The sequence below is a fragment of the Haladaptatus pallidirubidus genome, assembly GCF_020700235.1.
GTDB classification, from domain to species: Archaea; Halobacteriota; Halobacteria; order Halobacteriales; family Haladaptataceae; genus Haladaptatus; species Haladaptatus pallidirubidus.
Map to the genome: position 1 here is coordinate 1 of NZ_CP085307.1, position 16,636 is coordinate 16,636.

At 52.6% G+C, this 16,636-nt stretch carries 14 protein-coding genes and 5 pseudogenes; 7 read left to right on the forward strand and 12 right to left on the reverse strand.

All coding sequences use genetic code 11. From position 1 onward, the window contains the following. The first annotated feature begins 7 nt into the window (after positions 1 to 7). A complete protein-coding gene (locus LIX15_RS29730; protein WP_227779029.1) occupies positions 8 to 787 on the forward strand; it encodes an SDR family oxidoreductase in 780 nt (259 codons plus the stop codon). 178 nt (positions 788 to 965) lie between these two features. Here the strand turns inward: LIX15_RS29730 and LIX15_RS29735 are convergent, their stop codons facing one another. The 5 genes and pseudogenes from LIX15_RS29735 to LIX15_RS29755 all read right to left on the reverse strand — a co-directional run bounded on the left by LIX15_RS29735 (position 966) and on the right by LIX15_RS29755 (position 6,550). Further along, positions 966 to 3,539 (reverse strand): cation-translocating P-type ATPase, encoded by a 2,574-nt coding sequence (locus LIX15_RS29735; protein WP_227779030.1) that lies wholly within the window; start codon positions 3,537 to 3,539, stop codon positions 966 to 968. After that, a pseudogene (locus LIX15_RS29740) lies at positions 3,539 to 4,107 on the reverse strand (VIT1/CCC1 transporter family protein). The gene LIX15_RS29735 and the pseudogene LIX15_RS29740 overlap by 1 nt, the downstream one beginning before the upstream one ends. Positions 4,108 to 4,115: 8 nt before the next feature. After that, on the reverse strand, positions 4,116 to 4,409 hold the full coding sequence (locus tag LIX15_RS29745; RefSeq protein ID WP_227779031.1) for a DUF211 domain-containing protein: 294 nt from the start codon (positions 4,407 to 4,409) through the stop codon (positions 4,116 to 4,118). A 138-nt stretch (positions 4,410 to 4,547) separates the two neighbouring features. Then, the gene (locus LIX15_RS29750; RefSeq protein ID WP_227779275.1) at positions 4,548 to 5,765 is read right to left on the reverse strand and encodes a CBS domain-containing protein; all 1,218 of its coding nucleotides are present in this window, start codon (positions 5,763 to 5,765) and stop codon (positions 4,548 to 4,550) included. Positions 5,766 to 6,112: 347 nt separating this feature from the next. Then, complete coding sequence (locus LIX15_RS29755) at positions 6,113 to 6,550, reverse strand: pyridoxamine 5'-phosphate oxidase family protein (protein ID WP_227779032.1); 438 nt, start codon at positions 6,548 to 6,550, stop codon at positions 6,113 to 6,115. 135 nt (positions 6,551 to 6,685) lie between these two features. Between LIX15_RS29755 and LIX15_RS29760 the strand changes: the two genes are divergently transcribed. The 3 genes from LIX15_RS29760 to LIX15_RS29770 all read left to right on the forward strand — a co-directional run bounded on the left by LIX15_RS29760 (position 6,686) and on the right by LIX15_RS29770 (position 7,914). Next, positions 6,686 to 7,237 carry a VIT1/CCC1 transporter family protein gene (locus tag LIX15_RS29760; protein ID WP_227779033.1) on the forward strand — a complete coding sequence of 184 codons (552 nt, stop codon included), beginning with the start codon at positions 6,686 to 6,688 and terminating at the stop codon, positions 7,235 to 7,237. Between the two features lie 136 nt (positions 7,238 to 7,373). Continuing rightward, positions 7,374 to 7,604 carry a universal stress protein gene (locus tag LIX15_RS29765; RefSeq protein ID WP_227779034.1) on the forward strand — a complete coding sequence of 77 codons (231 nt, stop codon included), beginning with the start codon at positions 7,374 to 7,376 and terminating at the stop codon, positions 7,602 to 7,604. Next, the gene (locus LIX15_RS29770) at positions 7,597 to 7,914 is read left to right on the forward strand and encodes an Hsp20/alpha crystallin family protein (RefSeq protein ID WP_227779276.1); all 318 of its coding nucleotides are present in this window, start codon (positions 7,597 to 7,599) and stop codon (positions 7,912 to 7,914) included. The genes LIX15_RS29765 and LIX15_RS29770 overlap by 8 nt, the downstream gene beginning before the upstream one ends. A gap of 55 nt (positions 7,915 to 7,969) precedes the next feature. Here LIX15_RS29770 and LIX15_RS29775 read toward each other — a convergent pair whose 3' ends face one another. From LIX15_RS29775 to LIX15_RS29790, 4 genes are all read right to left on the reverse strand, one after another. After that, on the reverse strand, positions 7,970 to 8,368 hold the full coding sequence (locus tag LIX15_RS29775) for a VanZ family protein (protein WP_227779035.1): 399 nt from the start codon (positions 8,366 to 8,368) through the stop codon (positions 7,970 to 7,972). A gap of 150 nt (positions 8,369 to 8,518) precedes the next feature. Next, a complete protein-coding gene (locus LIX15_RS29780; protein WP_227779036.1) occupies positions 8,519 to 9,160 on the reverse strand; it encodes a dienelactone hydrolase family protein in 642 nt (213 codons plus the stop codon). Positions 9,161 to 9,302: 142 nt separating this feature from the next. After that, positions 9,303 to 10,193 (reverse strand): universal stress protein, encoded by an 891-nt coding sequence (locus tag LIX15_RS29785; RefSeq protein ID WP_227779037.1) that lies wholly within the window; start codon positions 10,191 to 10,193, stop codon positions 9,303 to 9,305. A 381-nt stretch (positions 10,194 to 10,574) separates the two neighbouring features. Further along, on the reverse strand, positions 10,575 to 11,024 hold the full coding sequence (locus LIX15_RS29790) for a universal stress protein (RefSeq protein ID WP_227779038.1): 450 nt from the start codon (positions 11,022 to 11,024) through the stop codon (positions 10,575 to 10,577). A gap of 260 nt (positions 11,025 to 11,284) precedes the next feature. On the opposite strand from LIX15_RS29790, the gene LIX15_RS29795 reads away from it, so the two are divergent. Both LIX15_RS29795 and LIX15_RS29800 read left to right on the forward strand, forming a co-directional pair. Beyond that, positions 11,285 to 11,494, forward strand: coding sequence for a dodecin family protein (locus tag LIX15_RS29795; protein ID WP_227779039.1), 210 nt, complete (start codon positions 11,285 to 11,287; stop codon positions 11,492 to 11,494). A 102-nt stretch (positions 11,495 to 11,596) separates the two neighbouring features. Beyond that, a pseudogene (locus LIX15_RS29800) lies at positions 11,597 to 13,471 on the forward strand (adenosylcobalamin-dependent ribonucleoside-diphosphate reductase). Here LIX15_RS29800 and LIX15_RS29805 read toward each other — a convergent pair. Continuing rightward, positions 13,383 to 14,015: pseudogene (locus LIX15_RS29805) on the reverse strand (CNNM domain-containing protein); the annotation flags it as partial. The pseudogenes LIX15_RS29800 and LIX15_RS29805 sit on opposite strands and share 89 nt — an antisense overlap. 191 nt (positions 14,016 to 14,206) lie before the next feature. Between LIX15_RS29805 and LIX15_RS29810 the strand changes: the two are divergent. Then, a pseudogene (locus tag LIX15_RS29810) lies at positions 14,207 to 14,335 on the forward strand (RNA-guided endonuclease TnpB family protein); the annotation flags it as partial. A 67-nt stretch (positions 14,336 to 14,402) separates the two neighbouring features. Here LIX15_RS29810 and LIX15_RS29815 read toward each other — a convergent pair. Together LIX15_RS29815 and LIX15_RS29820 are read right to left on the reverse strand one after the other, a co-directional pair. Continuing rightward, positions 14,403 to 15,402 (reverse strand): annotated as a pseudogene (locus LIX15_RS29815) (DUF368 domain-containing protein). Positions 15,403 to 15,906: 504 nt separating this feature from the next. Beyond that, positions 15,907 to 16,548: a NosD domain-containing protein gene (locus LIX15_RS29820; protein WP_227779040.1), complete on the reverse strand. Its 642-nt coding sequence runs from the start codon at positions 16,546 to 16,548 to the stop codon at positions 15,907 to 15,909. Positions 16,549 to 16,636 lie beyond the last annotated feature (88 nt).

Sequence of the window (16,636 nt, forward strand, 5' to 3'; positions counted from 1 at the left end):
ACTCCTTATGGGGGAGCTATTAGCTGACAACACAGCGGTTATCACCGGTGGAGCCAGTGGAATTGGACGCGCCATCGCACTCCGGTTTGCCGAAAATGGCGCTAAGGTCGTCGTCGCCGACCTCAAGGAAGAACCACGGGAGAGTGGCACACCAACGCACACACAAATCAACGAGCAGATGGATTCGACAGCGGTGTTCGAGCAATGCGATGTCAGTGATCCAGGGGACGTTACAACGGTTGTCGAGCGAGCACAAACCGAATTCGGCAGTTTAGATGTGATGGTGAACAACGCTGGAATTGTCGGGCCGCAACAACCGGTCAGTGAAATTGACCTCGAAGAGTACCAACAGTTGATCGATATAAATTTGAATGGTATGTTCTATGGATCACAAGCGGCAGCTACTCGAATGAGCGATACCGGGTGCGGCAGTATCATAAATATCTCGAGTATTGCAGGTATCCTCGGATATAGCGAACTCTCTCCGTACTGTGCGTCGAAAGGAGGAATCCGCCTGCTCACGTACTCGTTGGCCGCCGAACTCGGTTCAAAGGGAATTCGAGTGAATGCGATTCACCCAGGCGTAATTGAGACAACGATGACCAAAGAAGATGTCCCAATTATCGGAAGCGAAACAGGAGAACAGATGGAACAACTGGTTCCCTTACGTCGCTTTGGAACACCTGATGAGGTCGCAAAAACCGCGCTATACCTCGCGAGTGACCTTTCGAGTTATGTTACTGGCGAATCGATCGTTGTAGATGGTGGTCTCGTAAATACAGCGTGACATCATCTTAGCCAGCAACAGTAAGACTTCACACGACACTCGACCAACTATCATCTCCAACACAGAACGTTGTGGTTTGTGCCCGAGAATACGCCTCACGAATCCAGTAGCAGATTCATCCGCTAATTCGATTACGGAGATGAGAGGAGAAAACTCGCCGTTTAGCCCGGGAAGGATCTCACGTACGGGGTCGATGCAACGAGATGTGTTTAACACTGACTGCAACTCCGAGAAAGAGTGGGAGTGCAATGGCTACTGCACCGAACAAAATCCCCCAATCAAAAACCGTGAGTGGAACGGTGCCGAAATATCGTTGAAGCGGCGTATATAAGACAGCGAGATGGAGGCAAAAGGACGCAACGACGGCAACGATCAACCAGCGATTCGCTGTGAGTGCTGTCTCACGCGTCCACCGTATCACGAAGAGCTTCGCAAATTCAAAAACAACGAACCCCGTGAAAACCATCGTCATGGCGTAGGGCGTGACCGATTGGGCACCAGCCAATGTCAGGACCATCACCCCGAGGAGGATGACCGTCGCCACCGTCCCGATGCCGCCAATGAGCAATACCATTGCTCGATCGATCACCCGCCGGTCGTTACGACGCGGTGGTCGATCCATCACGTCCTTACTCGCTGGATCCGTTCCAAGTGCTAATGCAGGAAGCCCATCGGTAAGGAGATTAATCCACAACAGCTGAACCGCTGGGAGAATGAGATAGCCAAACAAGGATGCGATAAACACCAGGAGCACTTCGGCAACGTTTGCACTCAAGAGATAGGCGACGAACTTCCAAATATTGTCGAAAATGGTTCGACCTTGACGGACGGCGTTTGTGATCGTCGCGTAGTTGTCGTCTAGAAGGACGATATTGCTGCTCTCTTTCGCCACGTCGGTTCCTCTGACGCCCATTGCGATGCCGATATCTGCGTTTTTGAGTGCAGGCGCATCGTTCACACCGTCGCCGGTCATCGCTACCATATGCTCATTTGCTTGTAACGCGCGAAGAATGCGAACTTTGTGTTCCGGTGTCACCCGCGCGAACACATCAATCTCTTCAACTGTCGTTCGAAGGGTTTGATCGTCCAATTCGTCGAGGTCACGACCGGAGATTACCTCCGACGTAATGCCAAGCTGCTCACCGACTGCCCGTGCCGTCACGTGGTTGTCACCAGTTAGCATCTTCACGTCGATGCCTGCCCGGTACGTTTCCTCGATCGCGGGCTTCACTTCGTCGCGGGGAGGATCAATGAGACCCTGTAACCCCACGAATATGAGGTTTTCCTCCCAGTCACCGTCATCGTCTCGATCCTTGTATGCGAATCCAAGCACTCGAAGGGCTCGATTAGCGAATGCAGTGGTTTGCTCCAGCACCCTAGTCCGCGTCGGCTCATCGAGCGTCGTCACACCGTCAGCGGTCAATATTCGGGTACACCGCTTTACTACCACTTCTGGGGCTCCTTTCATGTATACGTGTTCAGCATGAGCCGTCGTCATCCGTTTTCGATCCGACGTGAAGGGGAGTTCATCTCGTCTCGGACGCGACTGGCGGAGGTTCTCGACATCGATCCCGCTGCGGATACCAGCGTCAAGCAGGGCGCTCTCGGTGGGATCCCCGTAATCCGCTTCAAGACTGGCATTGTTACAGAGGACGCCGATTTCGAACAGCAGCTCGAATCGGAGGTGTGACTTGACCAGTTCAGTCGATACTCGGCGAACATCGTCGAACATCCACACGTCGGTCACCTGCATCTGTCCCTCAGTGAGCGTTCCCGTTTTGTCGGTGCAGATCGTATCGACCGCACCGAGAGCCTCAACCGATGGGAGTGTTCGAACGAGCGCGCGCTCAGACGCCATCTGGGTAACACCGAGTACAAGCGTAAGCGTCACGACCGCAGGGAGACCCTCCGGGATCGCTGCAACCGATAACGATACAGCAGTGAGACTGGCCTCGATGAGGGATGTCCCACCAACTACGAGTAGGGGGACGAGAAGCGCTGACAGGGCAAGAACACCGACCCCAAGACGAGTACCGAGCGTATCGAGGTCACGTTGAAGTGGGGTCTGTTGTGCATCGACTTCGAGAAGTTGTGTCGCTATTTTCCCAACTTGCGTCTCCATCCCTGTGTCAACGACCAGTGCTGTTCCATGTCCGCGGACGACGTTAGTCTGTTTATACACCATGTTCGATCGCTCGGCCAGTTCGGTGTCTGACTCGATGGTGCCCGTTTCTTTTTCTACCGGGATGCTCTCACCCGTGAGCGGGGCCTCGTCCACTTCCAACGAATGGCTCTCGATGAGCCGCGCATCTGCGGGCACCGCACTCCCCTCATCTAATCGGACGATATCTCCGGGAATGAGTTTCCGCGCGTCGATCCGCTGTTCGCCACCATCCCGAATCACGATGGCGGAGGGGGAACTCATCGAGCGAAGCGCTTGCAGGGCTTGTTCGGCGCGATAGTCCTGAACGAATCCGAATACACCATTTGCGACAACGATAATCGCAATCAACACTGCATCTACAGTATGCCCGACCCAAAAGGAGAGGCCCGCAGCGACGAGTAACACCCAGATGAGGACGCTCGAAAATTGGGCGACGAAGATCGAGAGAGGGGAGCACTGTTGTGTCTCCCGAATATCGTTCGGGCCGACCGTCTGCAGCCGTCGTTCGGCTTCGGTCGACGTCAGCCCCGTTTCATCGGCGTCCAACGTTGAGTACACTTCGTCAATTGGTCGGTCGTACCAATCCATTATCCTGTGAGGAGGAGATTGATGAGTGCGACGACGAGCCCTGCAAGCCCCATTCGAACGCCTGCGATGTACCAGTTCTGTTCCGACAGTTGGCCAAGGTACGCGCCAAACACGAATAGCACACCGACACCGATACTAACCGCGATTACCGTCGCTTCGAGGAGTGAGAGATACACCCCGTGGAGTAAAAACGGAAGCAGTGGAAGGAAGATTCCAATGAGCGGCCCGATTCCACTCATTACGGCGTTTACTTTTCGTGCGCCAGCTTTCTGGCGTTCTATTTTAGTGTCATCGAGGTCGGTGAGCATCGCTCGCTCGAGTTGCAGAATTTCCGCCCGTTTCTCAGCGCGTTCGATTTCCCAGACGCTCCAGATACCAGATGTCCCAAGGCCGACCGCAGCACCAACACAATCTTGAACACCGTAATTCCGTCCGAGACTCCCGAAAGATACGCTCCGACGATGATTCCGATGCTCGTCAGCGTGCCGTCGAAGCCGTTGGAGATGAAATATCGACGTGAAATCGACCGAACTTCTTCTTTTCGAAGGAGTTCGCGTACGTCGTCCATCCATGCCATTATCTGAAGTTCTGTCGTGTCTCGCTTTCCTCGACGAGTATCTCGCCACATGCCACCTCGTCGAACGAGTGGATAGTTCCCCCGAGACTATCGATTGTTTCTTCGACAGCGATGGCATCGATGTCGTCACCTTCCACCGTTATCTTGATGGTTTGCACCTCGCGATCAGTTTCGAGCAACATGACATTCGCTCCGGAAACGCCCCCACATTGAGCGACGGCTTCGGAAAACTCGAGGAGGTCTGGTTCGTGAGGTTTCAAAACGTCGAGTACGAGGCGTTTGATTTCGAACATTAATATTGTATCGCTCGGGAAACGCTGAGTGCTGAGGGTCTGGTGCCGTGACTCTGATCTCAGAGACGGTTGCTGTGGGTTGCTATCGATATTGCAGTTCGTGATTCGGCCAACTTTGACCATTTGATGGAACCCGGGCTATTCTTCAAGTATCCAGCCAAACCGCTTTTCCCAGTACTCTTCGTCCGGGTGCTTTTTGCTTCGCCCGTGCGTCTTCTTGTCGCGTATTCGTCGCTCCAAAACATCACGTGCTTCGTGAAGTGCGTGACTCGCACCGTACCCCGTTCCAGAGGCGATATACAGTCCTCGGTCGGTGTGCAGGCGGATGCGCGCGAGCAAAAGTGGCGTCCCACGGAGTTTCTCGTCGTGTTTGTGCAGGTGGATCTTCGCGTCGAGAACGTTCATCCCGTGATCCCTATCGTCGAACTTCTCGACCATCGCCATGACTTCGTCATACATGTCGTCTAACAGGTCAGTGCCGTAGATTTGAACGGCTCGATTGCCTTCGGCCTCCCACGTGAGCGACTCGAGAACGTCCGTTTTGGTGACGATCCCGTCGGGACGGCCGTCGTCCGTGACAACGAGCGACGACTCGCCGATCTCGAACATCTCGTCGACGGCCATTTCGAGCGTCTGATCAGGTTGAATCGTTCGCACCGGCGAGATCATCACGTCCCGAACCGGCAGGTCAAGAATCCGTGCCAGTTCCCCTTCTCGGGCACCAAAGCCGCCACGCCGAGCGCGACCAGCACTATCGGAGAGGTCGCCGCCGTACGAATCCGTCCCACCTGGGTTGCCACCCTGACTCTGTTGGATGGATCTGACCGCTAGATCGGTCACATCGTAGAGGCTGAGAATGCCGACCGCCGTGCTATCCTCGACGACTGGGAGATGCGTAATCCGGTGCTCACGAAAGATGTGAAGCACCTCGCCAACTGTCGATTCCAAATTCACCGAGACAAGGTCGTCAGTGTAAGCGTCGTTGACGGTCGCCGCGTTGAGGAATGATTTGACCTTCTGGAGAATTCCGTCGACGGTGACGACGCCGATCATCTCTCGATCCTCGAATACAGGGAGGAGTTGTGAGTCGCTGTCGATCATCAGTTGTGCGACCTTCCGAACGTCTTCGTCGGGAGCAAGTCGTGGGACATGCCAGACCCTCGAACCGGCTTTCTCGTCGGGATGCGTATGTGAAGTGGTGAGCTGCCGACGGGTGATAACACCCGTGTACTCACCGTCGTCCGTAATTACTACGGCTTTAACGTTCGAATCTTCGAACGTTCCTGCGATTTTCGAAATCGACGTCCCAACGTCGCATTCGACGTACTCGGTTGAAACGATGTCAGCAATGTCCATTTTGCTCTCCCCCCTGTCGTCAAGGTACTCCACGAAAGCATATATTCACGTAGCCTTCCTAACAAGTTTTTGTCATCAACCGGCGGTGCAGAGCGCGGTCTCGTCCTACGGAGTAGTGTAGTTCACACAGGTTCGAGGCGAAAGCCCACGACTAAAGTCGTGGGAGGTAGCCGACCATAACCATGCAAATCACGAGCGATAGCAGGCCGACTCCCCTACGGTAGCCTGAATTATTACTGGTGATTTCTCTTCAGTTATGAACAGTCGTGGACTGGTATCACGATACCACCGAGGTCTACCGAGGGTGCATATTTGACTATTACTCCAAAGAGTTCTCAGATTTCAGTTCAAGGCTCTTTCCGACTCGTCAGTTCGTCGGGATCGAGGTAGAAAAAGCGGAATGAAACCTCCCTTGGATGGCGATCGAACACATCGACGATCGGAATGTCGACGTGCCGTATTCCTTGCACGATGTCCGAGTCGATGTCAGCCTCCGCCACTTCTTTCAGTCGTCCCGTAACGGCGACGCTACGCCACCCATCTTCCGTCTTGTCGTACGTAACGAACGAGATAGGACGATCGATAACCTCTTCTTTCTTGCTGTCTGGGCTGAAAGCGAGTCTGAAGTAGAAGCGAGTGGCGGTCGCATCATACCCGTATGATACCGGTAGCGTGTACGGTGATTCGTCGGTGCCAGCCGGGAATGAAATAACGCCAGTTCCCCCAGTCGTGAGAAACTCGTTCCGTTCTTCCTCGCCCATCTGCACGGATTTGATATCCCCCATGCCATGAGCAACTACCTAGTAGTGGAAAAAGCTGTGGTTGATGACGATACATACGCAAATATGATGTTCTTCGCCGAAGGCCAATCGGAACCCCCCCGAGAGACGGATTTTTGTTTTCCACGGAGTTTCTCCACTATGATAGGCCAATTGTTCAGGGACGATATCGAGGATGTTGGCGGTTACATCGCGGAAGTCATCTACGGCGCCAACGACGGCATCATTACGACTTTCGCCGTCGTCGCCGGCGTTGCCGGTGCTGCACTCGATCCTGCCATCGTGCTGATTCTCGGAACCGCGAACCTGCTCGCTGACGGATTCTCGATGGGTGCGAGTAACTATCTCAGTCAACGCTCAACGCTCGAATACGAGCAAGCCCAACACAGTGCCAAGGGAGGCCGGCCGCCGATATTCACCACTGTGACTACGTTTCTGGCGTTCGTCTTCGCTGGATGGACGCTGCTCCTCCCGTATCTTCTCGCGCTTGAGTTCGAGGCCTTTCTGACGAGCAGTGCGACGTTCACGGTCTCGCTGACGGCAGCGGCCCTTGCGTTCTTCCTCGTCGGATCGAGTCGGAGTTTCGTTACGAACCGCCGCTGGTACAAGGCGGGCGGAGAGATGCTGGCCGTCGGACTGCTTGCAGCGGGAGTTGCCTTCGCGGTTGGTTCGTTCCTCGGCGGGCTCGCATGACAGAGCTACGGCACTCATATCGATATTTATGTTCGAGCTTGATGTCAGACAATAATTTTTTCTCGTCAACAGGGGTTCCTCGGTTCTACTGCCTCCAATACTTGATGAGATCCGCGGACGAACGAGACACTTTACGATGAGCTTCGACGATATCCTTATTCCGACGGATGGAAGCGAATGCGCGGAGGTTGCCATGAGGTACGCCGAAGATCTGGCAATTCACTATGGAGCGACTGTACACGTGCTATGTGTCGTCGACTCCCGCCTCCTCGAAAACGCTTCGCATTACGACCACATGAAAGAAGAGAGTACCGAAATCGCAGGGAGAGCCTACGACGTCCTTTCCGAGACTGGCCTCGCTGGTTGATCTCGCCGATGAAGGTGACCAGTTCGTCGTGACTGCCGACGTGCCGGGCTACGAAAAAGACGAGATCGATGTCCAAATCCAGAATAACACACTTCGAATCCGCGCAAAACACGAACAGGAAGCCGAGGAACGTGAGGAAGCGCTCATTCGAAGTGAGCGTGAACACCGAGAGATGAGGGAATCGGTCACGCTTCCAGAGCCAGTCGATGAGGACAACATTACAGCATCGTGTAATAACGGTGTGCTGACCGTCCACCTCCCGAAGAAAGAGCCAACTGAGCCAGGTGGAAAAAAGATCGAAGTCGAATAGCTACGCTTCACCAGTGGCGTGAGTCTTACTAACAGTGCCACAACCGCGATGGCTTTCACTCCCTCGCCTTGATGACGAACGATTTTCTCGCCTTTCGATTCACCACTATCCATCCTACCGATCCGAGTGCACCTGCAAGGACATCTCCAGTCTCGTACCGGCGACCTGGAACTCGTTCCTGAAGATGCTCCAAGAACACACCGTACGCGATAGACACGATTATCGCAACGACAGCCGCCTCGCGAATTTCGCGACCGTCTTCAAGTACACGAACCAGGGCCGAGCTGAAACATCCGTGGATAAAAAAGTGGAACAGTTTGTCGAGTTCGTATGGTGTTTTTCGCGGTGGGTCGTGAACTGGGGCGGGCGTGAGTGTCGCAACGAGGAGGAATGCCGTAAGTGTGCAAGCAGTCGTCCATTTGGATTTCTGAAGCGGCTGATGGTGCATACCCATCAAATGACGAGCGTAGTGCTGAAGCTTCTGCTTTTTATACAACTAAAAGATCGTCGATATCGAGTCTTGAACAGTTATACCCATCTCCAGCTAAGGAATGCCTTCCCTCCTCAAATGCAGCCGTCAGGGGGGGCAGTATGGTAGTGGAGTTTACTGCAGATGGGTTGTGAACCAGTCGGCGGCCAACTCCGCGACACGGTCGAGCGTACCCGGTTCTTCGAACAGATGCCCCGCCCCTCCGATGACTTCGAGATTCTTCTCACACTGGAGCTTCTCGTATGCTTCGCGATTGAGGTCGAGTACTTGGTAATCCCGTCCCCCGATGAGAAAGAGTGTAGGTGCTTCTACCTGGTCTAACACGTCGGCTGCCAAGTCGACACGCCCGCCCCGCGAGACGACCGCATCCGCAGTCGGGTCGAGCCGTGCTGCCGCACGGAGTGCGGAGGCTGCACCCGTACTCGACCCGAAGTACCCGTACTGGAGGTCTTTGGTGGCGTCCTGCTCTTCAAGCCACTCGGTCACTTTTAGCAGACGTTCGGTCAACAGAGGAATGTCGAATCGCGTCTCGTAGGTCATATCTTCTTCCTCGGTGAGCAAGTCGAAGAGTAACGTCCCTACCTGCCGCTCACGAATGACCGAAGCGACGTAGTTGTTTCGTGGGCTCTTTCTGCTGCTTCCGCTTCCGTGGGAGAACACCACGAGTCCGGTTGCACTCTCTGGAACGATGAGTTCACCCTCAAGCCTGACTCCGTCCACAGGTATCTCTACTAACTGGTGTATTGCGTCGTTCATCTCTCCCACTAGTACGGGAGTTGGTAGCCTATATCTTCTCCTCACCGACGCATGGCGTCATCGAAATCCGTTCTCACACCGGAAGCTTGTCGTCTCATGCGTCTTTCGTCTCCATCCGTATGCGCCAAAACAAGACCGCTCATCACGATTGTAGGTCACCTTCCTGCTCGTCTGATCTAACCGTCAATACAGGTGTGTGAGCGGTTCTGACGACTCGTTCGGCGACACTCCCCATCACGAAACGATCGAGTCCTGTCCGCCCATGCGTTCCAAGAACAATCATGTCGATATCATGTTTCTCAGCATATTCGAGGATATCCTTGTGTGGGAACCCCTCGACAACCATCTCCTCAGTTTGAAGATTGAGGGATGAAGCTTCTGCCGTAATATCTTCGATGGCCTCTTGTCCCGTTTCCGTAAGCATATCGCGGACCACCGAACTTGTCCCGTACTTACTATCGACGACATAGAGAGCATGGACTGTTGCATTGTACCGGGTGGCGATATCGGTCCCGTGCTCGATTGCGCCTGTAGAGCCAGGACTGCCATCGGTGGCGATGAGGATATCGGAGTAGTTAGTGGCTTGCGCTTGCTCGGTCACGCGGACAGTGAGAACGGGAATGGGCGACCCTCGAACAACAGCGTTCGTAACGCTTCCGAGTAGATATCGGTCGACGCCTGTTCTACCATGTGTGCCCATTGCGATGAGGTCGATATCATGCTCGTCTACATAGTCGAGAATGACGTTAGCAGGAGCCCCGTGACGAGTACTTCGAATGACCTCGATAGCCTCGTTTACACAACTTGCTTTCGTTTCGACTCCCTCGGTGGCGCGTTCGCCTTCCTGTTCGCGCTCTTCGTAGAGTGAGACCCAAACCGAATCATCAGTAAAATCCTCTTTCGCATAACCGAGCTCGACCGCGTACAAGGCGTGGATCATTGCACCGTAATGATTCGCGAGCGCGATCCCATGTGCTATCGCACCTTCGGCACTCGCACTCCCGTCGGTTGGGATGAGAATTTTCTCGTACATGGCTGCTTTCTAGTATAGGAGTGGCGTTTCCTTAATTGGGAGGTACCATTGGGGTACTCATCTCCCAGAAATGGTTAGGTGGAGTATGACGAACACAGAGTCCGGGACTGTGGTGTTGAGCTGAACATCGAATGGCCGTCAAAGACGTGAAAGCGGATATCGTCTTGGCAGTCAAAGGTGCTACCGATGCATTACGACCAACTCGAAGTTCGTGAGAAAGAGCAGGACGGCCAGAAGATCATTCAGATTGACGGGTACCTTCATCCGCTACCTGAATCAAAACACACCGAATATTGACGGATTGCGATTATCGACCTCACAGAAGATCAAGTCCAAGAACTGCACTCCCGATTCGAAGAATTCCTCTCGGAATAAAATGGGTTATCGGACGACTGTGACCATGACCGGGGAACGATGTACCACTTTTTCGGCAACCGAGCCGAGCACAACGTGTGAAAGTCCAGTCCGACCGTGTGTACCCATGATAATATGGTCAATGTCGTGATCCGCAGTGTACTCCACAATTTGATGTGCTGGATCACCCATCTTAATCACGCTTTCGAACGGCAGTTCGTGTTCTTCGACCCGCTCTCGCGCCTGTTCGTGCAGTTCTTCAGCGTCGTTCCAATACTTTTCGTACCACTCCTGAGAATAGGCTGGCATCCCTGATTTGCCAACAGGCGATTGATATCCAGGTGTGAGTGGATCGACATCAAACGGGTTGATGATGGTTATAACGTTGATTTCTACGTCAGGGACTGTTAGAGCGTACTCAAGCGCCTGATCAGCCTGGGGAGACCCATCTAACGGGACAAGAACGTGCTCGCTCATACCCAGTACCCCAATGGGCCTTGCTATAGAGATTCACTCTTCTCACCGCTGTTTTCCGGGGATGAAGTAACGTGAGGTCTTACAAGGGGAAAGAAGTCTGTTCAGATGATTCATATGGAGATAACAGAGCAGATGAATATAAAATGCGGCCTGAACACCAACTTGATCTGGGACTCAACCGTACTCCCTTATTGTCCCCGTTCTCCCATGGTATAAACGCACTCACACTTTTGAGACTGCGTGTCGTTCTCAGACCTGCGATGACAGCCGTGAAAATCATCAAAGTACTGGGAACGTCGACCGAATCCTGGGAAGATGCTGCTCGTGAAGCAGTCGAACAAGCAAGCCAGACGGTCGAAGAAATTCGTGGTGTGGAGATCGAGGATTGGACCGCGTCTGTCGAAAACGGTGCGATTACCGAATACAAGGCGACTGTCGAGATCGCCTTCCCGGTTCATGAGCGTTCGTAGGTGCTCGTACCACCGACAGACTCTCTCTTTCACACTAATCGGGGGAGTCGGTAGCTCATCGAAATCGGCGATCGATTTACGTCAGACGCCTAACTACCCATCATGTCCACGGACTCCATAACCCTGCCTATCAAACCGGTCACTAACGACCCGCTCGAAGAGCGACTGACGACGAACGTGACGCAAAAGGTTCTCCCTGCCCGATATCTCCAAACAGATGCGACCGGGAACGTCATCGAGACGCCCCACCAATTGTTCGAACGGGTCACTCGGAACATCGCGATGGTGGAGGCAACCTACGGGAACGATGTCGAGCACTGGGCAACTCGGTTCGAGGAGTTGATGACTCGACTTGAGTTCATGCCGAATTCCCCGACACTGATGAACGCTGGCACAGATATCCAACAACTGGCGGCATGTTTCGTCCTTACGCCCCACGATTCGATCGATTCGGTCTTCGAGACGGTGAAACAGGCCGCCACTATCTTCCAAAGCGGCGGTGGCGTCGGATATTCATTTTCGCAGCTTCGGCCTCGGGGTGACCGAATTTGGTCGACCGGCGGGACGACAAGTGGCCCCGTCTCGTTCATGCGTGTCTACGATACCATGTGTGAACAGATCAGGCAGGGTGGCAAACGTCGAGGGGCACAAATGGGCATTTTGCGTGCCGACCATCCGGACATTGGTCGTTTCTGTGTCGCCAAACGAACTGAGGGAGAGTTCCCGAATTTCAACTTCTCGGTGGGAATTACCGATGAGTTCTACAACGCAGTGAGTGCCGATCGTCGCTATTCACTTTTCAACCCGCGAACAGGGACGCACCAACTGGTCACGGAGGAAACCGCCCAGTTCTATAGCACAGAGTTCGAGGATGCGTCACCGCTCACTGTTGAAGAAAACATCTGACGCGATTACGCCCACACAATCACCGACATCGAACGGTACCGCGGAGCCACGGATCTCGAAATCGGGAAATCGATGACTCTGCCAGCCAGATTCGTTTGGACTCTCTTCGTCGATGGCGCATGGCGCAACGGTGAGCCAGGACTGTTCATGCTCGATACGACGAACCGTGACCACTCGTTCGACGTGACGGTTCACCCTGACCACTCCATCGATGCAACCAATCCCTGTGGTGAGCAAGGATTAGAACCCTTCGAGGCCTGCACCCTTGGTCACGTGAATCTTTCACTGATGGCAAGAGACGACACGACACCATGGTTCGACTTCCAAACCGACGGTAACGACGACCTTGAGATCCTCGTCACAGAGTTCCTCGACCAGGCCATCGAGTGGAACCACCTTACGACCGTCGTCCGGGACGGCACACGGTTTCTTGATAACGTGATTTCGGCATCGGCGTTTCCGATCCCTGAAATTGAATCAAAAGTTGCTGCACTTCGGAAGATTGGGCTAGGAATCATGGGATTCGCCGAACTACTCGTCCAACTCGGGGTTCGATATGGGACACCAGCATCGTACGAAATCGCCCGCCAACTCATGGCACACATCACCCAAGAATCGAAGCAGATGAGTCACGAGCTAGCAGCTGAGCGCGGCACGTTCCCGCAATGGGCTAATTCCAAATATGCGACCCCGACTGCGTATCCAGAGTGGTTCTCGCGACACACGGGTCGTAAGGCAACGAACTGGGCCAATGGATTTCCATTACGCAACCACAGCACGGCGACTATCGCACCGACCGAGACGACGAGTATGATCGCTAATACATCCGGGGGATGCGAGCCACTGTTCAATGTGGTCTATTTCAAGAATGTCGGCAGAGACGTACAAGGTCGAGAGATGCTCGTCGAGTTCGACGATTACTTTCTACGAACGTTACAAGCCAACGGCATCGACCCCAAGACGATAGGCGAGGAGGCGAGAACACTCCTTCGCGCTCTCCCGTTTCAATCATTTCTTGAATCTCATCCCGAGTCACGTATGATGTCTCAATGGCTGATTGTCCGCCAGTGACACGATTAACCATTCGAGTGAGGTAGTCGAAAATAACAATCAGAGAAAAGAAAGCATATTCCGCGAATTTTAGCGGGCGTGCGATACGGAGTGCCCATGATTCGGTATTTCCAACCGCATAGGATTTGGGAGCACTTTCACCGAAAAGTAGGACAATCGATGTAATCCCGAATGTTGAGACGAGAACTGCAGAACTAGGTTCGAAGTAGAACCCCACAATCACTGTCGAAATCGATGACATCGCAATGTTGACGAGGTTATTCCCAACAAGGACGGTCAGTAGTAAGCGATGCGGATCTGATTTGAGATCCGCAACCGTTTGTGCGCCTGGTGTTCCCTTCTCAACTAATGCGTCGATTCGGTGCTTCGCGAGCGAGAACATCGCAATTTCGGATGAGGAAAAGAAGGCAGAGAGTCCGAGGAGCACAAGGAGGACAGCACTTCCAATGAGTGTAATCGTTTTTGTGGAAACCTCTATTCCGAGGTTAGCCTGTAGAACAAAGAGTCCGATATCGAATAGATGAATGCTGAGTGACGCTACCATTACCTACAGTATTCAGTAATTCAGAAATTGTTATAGCCTTTGTGATAGTAGTGTTGAGATAGAGCTCGACTAATTGAATCGTTTAATTTTGACTGATTTCTGCATTTATCTACTGTATGACTAAGTAGCATGATGACGCCGCGTTCAGATCAATCTCCAATTGATTGTTGGCGTGTTTCTCATCCTTTGATGAATGTGTCGAACGGAACATTGGAACGCTTGCAGTAGGTTGGCTTGCCGTCCGCAAATCAGACTAGGGTAAAACCGGCAGCAAGAAATTTCATACGTGGTTGTTCGACCGCATCTACTAGTACCTCGACTAGAAAGGCGAAGAACGCAGCGCTGAGGTGCTGAAAGAAAACGAGTGGGAAATCTGAAAAAAGGACGTCACACCGTGTCCAGATCCAGATCGACGGCGTACCAGTCGAGTACCAGAAGTACAACGGCTCCAAAGACGGCTGCACCGGCGAAAGCGATTACAACTTCTGTTGAAAAACCGACGCCGTTCTGAACCCGCTCTACTGGCGCACGGAGTGCACCCACGACGAGTGCAACAAGGAAGGCCATCGTAGCACGCTTATTTCGGTCTAACGAACGGCGGACGACCCGTGAGATAGTAAAGAGACCGACAAAGCCACCAAGGATGAACGTTATGACAACCGTCCCGTGGTCGGCCACGTGATTAATCGGACCACCCGTGATGACTCTGCTAAGTGCGTCAATGAATTGACTAAGAGTCGTAGACATTCGCGTGTACTGGCCGAGGATGACCAGCAGAAGCGATCCAGAGATCCCTGGAAGAATCATTGCGCTGACAGCGATGGCTCCAGCGGAGAACACAACGAAGAGGTTGCCACCTTCCAGAATCTCTACTGGACCGGAGAGGAAGAAGGCGATAATAAAGCCGACGATAGCGGCGGCCGCCTGAAACACTGTCGTAATTTTTAGCTCTCGGAGGAGGATGATGGCCGATGCGGCGATGAGGCCGAAGAAAAACCCAAGAGTAGTGTCGGATGGTTCTGGTTGGCGATATGGACAATCCGGGTGACGATGATCACGGCGGTGACGAGACCAGTTGCCAGTGAAAGGCCAAACCAGCCGTCGATGTCCTCCCAAACGGCCAGTGCTTCCCTGATTGATACGCTGCCATCGTGTGGAAGCAATGCAACGAGTAGATGCCATAGGCGCTCTGGTGTGATGCTGTAATCATATCGATGAGGCGGCCGTAAATCCCTGCTATGAGGGCGATGGTTCCGCCAGAGACCCCTGGCACGGCGTCAGCGCTTCCCATACAGATACCAATAGTGCAGGTCTGAACCCACTCGCGCAACTCTGGGAGTGAGCCACAGAGCGTGGGCAACTCCTTAGTTGACTGGTCGGCCGTCATATGATATTTTCTCTCCAATAGGAATTCATTTTGATCACATTTCTAATAGTACAGATACTCATAAATAGTACAAGTATCAATTCATGAGAGATGACTGTTGCTGACAATCGATGTTTCAAATGATGACTACGGACTCGGCGTATCAGCTTCACAGGAGATGGGTGGATCGATAGCCATTTATTCGTTTCCAAGATTCCGCGGTGATTATTTTACGTCTGAACTCCAAATTCGGCATGGCTCTGTTTGGGCATCTCATCCACTGTATTCTGCTGGCGTGTGTAGAAATTAGTATCCTCTTCACTATCCTCTTTGACTGGAGAAATTCCGTAAACAGGGCATGATTGAGTTTTTGTGATAGGTGACCATTAGAGGACGGTAAAAGCATCTCCAATAAAGAAAACGGTAACTAGGAGTCGGCCGAGACTCCCGAGAAAGGTGGTGAGCGTGAATTTAAAATAATCTTCTTCGAGTATGGCAAAGGCATAAATCGAGATTGTTAATTAACTATTGACGTTGAACGTGTGGTTGAGATCGATCTTGATTGTATTCTCCTCGGCTAACATTCCCAACTGTATTTCCTTCGAAATGTATTGATGAAATAGAAATATCATTACTTGGCTGATCAATAATTATTCCAAAAAGGTTGTTGGTTAGTCGTCCACCGATAACTTTACTATTAGTGCTATTCCAGATTGTGACCCCCTCTGCGTTCCGCCATGCATCAACATCTCGAATCATGATATCTGATGCATTAGCAATGTGAACACCTCGATTCCACCGAGTAGCTTTGACCGAGCGAACAGTAACATCAGATACACCATGTGGATTTGACACGAGAACAGCAGTGGAATCAGTCGCGCCCCTACCAGTGAGCGTGTGTTCACCACCTCGAAGCGTTACATGGCTCTCTTTGATCCGAATACAACTACTTGCGAGCCCCCCACCTTGGATATCTTGGGTCAATATGTAGGTTCCTTCTTCAGAAATCACAGTACAATGGGATATCGGAACCGGTTCTTCTGTTGATGGTGTTAGACCGAGTAACGCCGGTTGCACCACGAGACCAGATACAGTAAGGATGATACCAAACCCTAACAATAGAACGACCCATTTAGCCTTGGAGGAGAGGAAGCGTGTGAGAACCATTCAATACTTCGATTTAAACTAGTAGTATAAAATTCGCACGGTTACCAATCGATAAGCACAACAGTGACAGATTATGTGGGGGTTATGA

What these genes read in the sequence shown, in the direction of transcription:
- LIX15_RS29730 (WP_227779029.1), top strand. Translation starts at nt 8, where the DNA reads ATGGGGGAGCTATTAGCTGACAACACAGCGGTTATCACCGGTGGAGCC.
- LIX15_RS29735 (WP_227779030.1), bottom strand. Translation starts at nt 3,539, where the DNA reads ATGGATTGGTACGACCGACCAATTGACGAAGTGTACTCAACGTTGGAC.
- LIX15_RS29745 (WP_227779031.1), bottom strand. Translation starts at nt 4,409, where the DNA reads ATGTTCGAAATCAAACGCCTCGTACTCGACGTTTTGAAACCTCACGAA.
- LIX15_RS29750 (WP_227779275.1), bottom strand. Translation starts at nt 5,765, where the DNA reads ATGGACATTGCTGACATCGTTTCAACCGAGTACGTCGAATGCGACGTT.
- LIX15_RS29755 (WP_227779032.1), bottom strand. Translation starts at nt 6,550, where the DNA reads ATGGGGGATATCAAATCCGTGCAGATGGGCGAGGAAGAACGGAACGAG.
- LIX15_RS29760 (WP_227779033.1), top strand. Translation starts at nt 6,686, where the DNA reads ATGATAGGCCAATTGTTCAGGGACGATATCGAGGATGTTGGCGGTTAC.
- LIX15_RS29765 (WP_227779034.1), top strand. Translation starts at nt 7,374, where the DNA reads ATGAGCTTCGACGATATCCTTATTCCGACGGATGGAAGCGAATGCGCG.
- LIX15_RS29775 (WP_227779035.1), bottom strand. Translation starts at nt 8,368, where the DNA reads ATGGGTATGCACCATCAGCCGCTTCAGAAATCCAAATGGACGACTGCT.
- LIX15_RS29780 (WP_227779036.1), bottom strand. Translation starts at nt 9,160, where the DNA reads ATGAACGACGCAATACACCAGTTAGTAGAGATACCTGTGGACGGAGTC.
- LIX15_RS29785 (WP_227779037.1), bottom strand. Translation starts at nt 10,193, where the DNA reads ATGTACGAGAAAATTCTCATCCCAACCGACGGGAGTGCGAGTGCCGAA.
- LIX15_RS29790 (WP_227779038.1), bottom strand. Translation starts at nt 11,024, where the DNA reads ATGAGCGAGCACGTTCTTGTCCCGTTAGATGGGTCTCCCCAGGCTGAT.
- LIX15_RS29795 (WP_227779039.1), top strand. Translation starts at nt 11,285, where the DNA reads ATGACAGCCGTGAAAATCATCAAAGTACTGGGAACGTCGACCGAATCC.
- LIX15_RS29820 (WP_227779040.1), bottom strand. Translation starts at nt 16,548, where the DNA reads ATGGTTCTCACACGCTTCCTCTCCTCCAAGGCTAAATGGGTCGTTCTA.